1 protein-coding gene is annotated in these 2,514 nt (G+C 67.9%); it reads left to right on the forward strand.

The features are described from left to right. Positions 1–51: 51 nt before the first annotated feature. The gene (gene pheT / locus AC1VNY_RS42305; RefSeq protein WP_482409640.1) at positions 52–2,460 is read left to right on the forward strand and encodes a phenylalanine--tRNA ligase subunit beta; all 2,409 of its coding nucleotides are present in this window, start codon (positions 52–54) and stop codon (positions 2,458–2,460) included. Positions 2,461–2,514 lie beyond the last annotated feature (54 nt).

Consider the following 2,514-nt stretch of genomic DNA (forward strand, 5'->3'; position numbering starts at 1 on the left):
GACCCTAACCCTCCCCCGCGAGCGGGAGAGGGGACAAGAGAAATCATCGTCATGAAGTTCACCCTCTCCTGGCTGAAGGAACATCTCGAGACCGATGAGCCGCTCGAAAAGCTCGCCGACAAGCTCACCATGATCGGGCTCGAGGTCGAGAGCATCGAGGACAAGGCGAAGGCGCTCGCGCCGTTCACCATCGCGCGCGTGATCTCGGCCGAGCAGCATCCGAATGCGGACCGGCTGCGCGTGTGCATGGTCGACACCGGCGACGGCGGCGCGCCGGTGCAGGTGGTGTGCGGCGCGCCGAATGCGCGAGCCGGGCTGATCAGCGTGTTCTCGCCGCCCGGCACCTACATCCCCGGCAAGAACATCACGCTCGGCGTCGGCACTATCAGAGGCGTCGAGAGCCGCGGCATGCTGTGCTCGGCGGCGGAATTGCAGATCTCGGAAGACCACGACGGCATCATGGAGCTGCCGGCGGACGCGCCGCTCGGCAAGGGCTATGCCGACTGGGCCGGGCTCGGCGATCCCACCATCGAGATCAACTTGACGCCGAACCGGCAGGACTGCACCGGCGTGCACGGCATCGCGCGCGATCTATCCGCCGCCGACATGGGCAAGTTCAGGGATCCCGGCATCAGGCCGATCAAGGGCGAATTCCCCTGCCCGGTCGAGGTGAAGGTGGAAGACGCCACGCTGTGTCCGGGCTTCGCGCTGCGGCTGGTGCGCGGCGTGAAGAACGGCCCGTCGCCGGAATGGTTGCAGAAGCGGCTGACCTCGATCGGGCTGCGCCCGATCAACGCGCTGGTCGACATCACCAACTTCATGACCTACGACCGCGCCCGCCCGCTGCACGTGTTCGACGCCAAGAAGGTGCAGGGCAACCTCAGCGTACGCCGCGCGCGAGATGGCGAGACGCTGCTCGCGCTCGACGGCCGCACCTATACGCTCGACAGCAACATCTGCGTGATTGCCGATGAGCACGGCGTCGAATCGCTTGCCGGCATCATGGGCGGCGAGGCCTCGGGCTGCGACGACAACACTACCGACGTGCTGATCGAATCGGCGCTCTGGAACGAGATCAACATCGCGCAGACCGGCCGCAAGCTCGGCATCAATTCGGACGCGCGCTATCGCTTCGAGCGTGGCGTCGATCCGGCCTTCATGGTGCCCGGGCTCGAGCTCGCGACCAAACTGGTGCTGGAGCTGTGCGGCGGCACGCCGTCCGAGAACGTCGTGGTCGGCAAGCAGTTCGGCGAGGATCGCGTCATCGACTTCCCGCTCAGCGAGGTCAAGCGCCTTGCCGGCATCGAGGTGCCGCTGGTCGAGGTGAAGCTGATCCTCACCCGGCTCGGCTTCATGCTGGCCGGCAACGGCCCCGTGGTGAAGATCGCGATCCCGTCCTGGCGCACCGACGTGCACGGCAAGGCCGACATCGTCGAGGAGATCGTGCGCATCGTCGGCGTCGACAAGGTGCCGATGACGCCGTTCGAGCGCGGCGAGGAGCCGCGCAAGCCGGTGCTGACGCCGATGCAGCTGCGTACCCGCCGCGCCAAGCGCGCGCTCGGCGTGCGCGGCATGGTGGAAGCCGTGACCTGGTCGTTCATCACCAATGACGCGGCAAAACTGTTCGGCGGCGGCCAGAGCGAGCTCGTGCTCGCCAACCCGATCGCGGCCGATCTCTCCGACATGCGGCCGAGCCTGCTGCCCGGCCTCGTCGCGGCGGCTCAGGCCAACATCAACCGCGGCTATCCTGACGTGGCGCTGTTCGAGGTCGGCCAGGTGTTCCGCGGCGACCGCCCGGAGGACCAGCTGGTCGCCGCCTCCGGCGTGCGCCATGGCTTCGCCTCGTCGAAGGGGATCGGACGGCACTGGACCGGCTCGGCTGTGGCGGATGCGATGGATGCCAAGGCCGACGCCTTCGCCGTGCTGGCGGCCGCCGGCGCGCCGATGCAGGCGCTGCAGATCGTCCCCGGCGGCCCGGCCTGGCTGCATCCGGGGCGCTCCGGAACCATCCAGATCGGCCCGCAGAATGTGCTCGGCACTTTCGGCGAGTTGCATCCGCGCGCGACCGAGGCGCTCGGCGCCGACGGCCCGATGATCGTGTTCGAGGTGATCCTCGAGCGCATCCCGCAAGGCAAGCAGCGGGCGACGCGCGCCAAGCCGGTGCTGGAGCTCTCGGCATTCCAGCCGGTGTCGCGCGACTTCGCCTTCATCGTCGATCGCAGCGTCAAGGCGGGCGACATCGTCCGCGCGGCGCAGAATGTCGACAAGAAGCTGATCACTGATGTGACCGTGTTCGACGTCTACGAAGGCAAGGGCATCGATCCCGACAAGAAGTCGATCGCGATCGCGGTGACGATCCAGCCGCGCGAGAAGACCATGACCGACCAGGAGATCGACGCCGTCGCCGCCAAGGTCGTCGCCGAGGTGACCAAGAAGACCGGCGGCACGCTGCGGGGGTGAGCCGCAACGCAGGCTGCGCGACTCCCTCTCCCGCTTGCGGGGGAGGGTTGGGGT

It is taken from the genome of Bradyrhizobium ferriligni (genome assembly GCF_056837965.1).